The 1,176-nt window shown below is 59.0% G+C and carries 1 protein-coding gene; it reads right to left on the reverse strand.

What is annotated here, in order from left to right:
- A partial coding sequence (gene tuf, locus AC2TCY_RS22990) for an elongation factor Tu (RefSeq protein ID WP_039529249.1) occupies positions 1 to 1,176 on the reverse strand: 1,176 nt, incomplete at its 5' end.

Raw genomic sequence — 1,176 nt, forward strand, 5'->3', positions numbered from 1 at the left:
TTACTCGATGATTTTCGACACAACGCCGGCGCCGACAGTGCGGCCGCCTTCGCGGATAGCGAAGCGCAGGCCGTCTTCCATCGCGATTGGTGCGATCAGCTCGACGGTGAAGCCGACGTTGTCGCCAGGCATAACCATCTCGGTGCCAGCCGCCAGGGTCACGGTGCCGGTCACGTCAGTGGTCCGGAAGTAGAACTGCGGACGGTAGTTCGCGAAGAACGGGGTGTGACGACCGCCTTCTTCCTTGGTCAGGATATAGGCTTCGGCTTCGAACTTGGTGTGCGGTGTAACCGAACCCGGCTTACACAGAACCTGGCCACGCTCAACGCCGTCACGGTCGATACCGCGCAGCAGGGCGCCGATGTTGTCGCCTGCTTCACCGCGATCCAGCAGCTTGCGGAACATTTCAACACCGGTACAGGTGGTTTTCTGAGTGTCGCGGATGCCGACGATTTCGATCTCGTCACCAACATTGATCACGCCACGCTCGACACGGCCCGTAACAACGGTACCACGGCCCGAGATCGAGAACACGTCTTCAACCGGCATCAGGAACGGCTTGTCGACTTCACGCTCAGGAGTGTCGATGTACTCATCAACAGCCGCCATCAGTTCCTTGATCTTCTCTTCGCCGATTTCCGGGTTGTTGCCTTCCATCGCGGCCAGAGCCGAACCTGCGATGATCGGAACATCGTCGCCGGGGTAGTCGTAGCTGGACAGCAGTTCGCGAACTTCCATCTCAACCAGTTCCAGCAGCTCTTCGTCGTCAACCTGGTCAACTTTGTTCATGAACACGACCATCTTCGGGATGCCAACCTGGCGGCCCAGCAGGATGTGCTCGCGGGTCTGCGGCATCGGGCCGTCAGCTGCGTTCACAACCAGGATCGCGCCGTCCATCTGGGCAGCACCGGTGATCATGTTCTTGACGTAGTCGGCGTGGCCGGGGCAGTCGACATGCGCATAGTGGCGGTTGTCGGTCTCGTATTCCACGTGGGCGGTCGAGATGGTGATGCCACGGGCTTTCTCTTCCGGCGCGCCGTCAATCTGGTCATACGCTTTGAAGTCACCGAAATACTTGGTGATTGCTGCGGTCAGCGTGGTCTTGCCGTGGTCAACGTGGCCAATCGTGCCGATGTTGACGTGCGGTTTTGTACGCTCAAACTTTTCCTTTGCCAT

The sequence above is a fragment of the Ruegeria sp. HKCCD7181 genome (assembly GCF_057221055.1).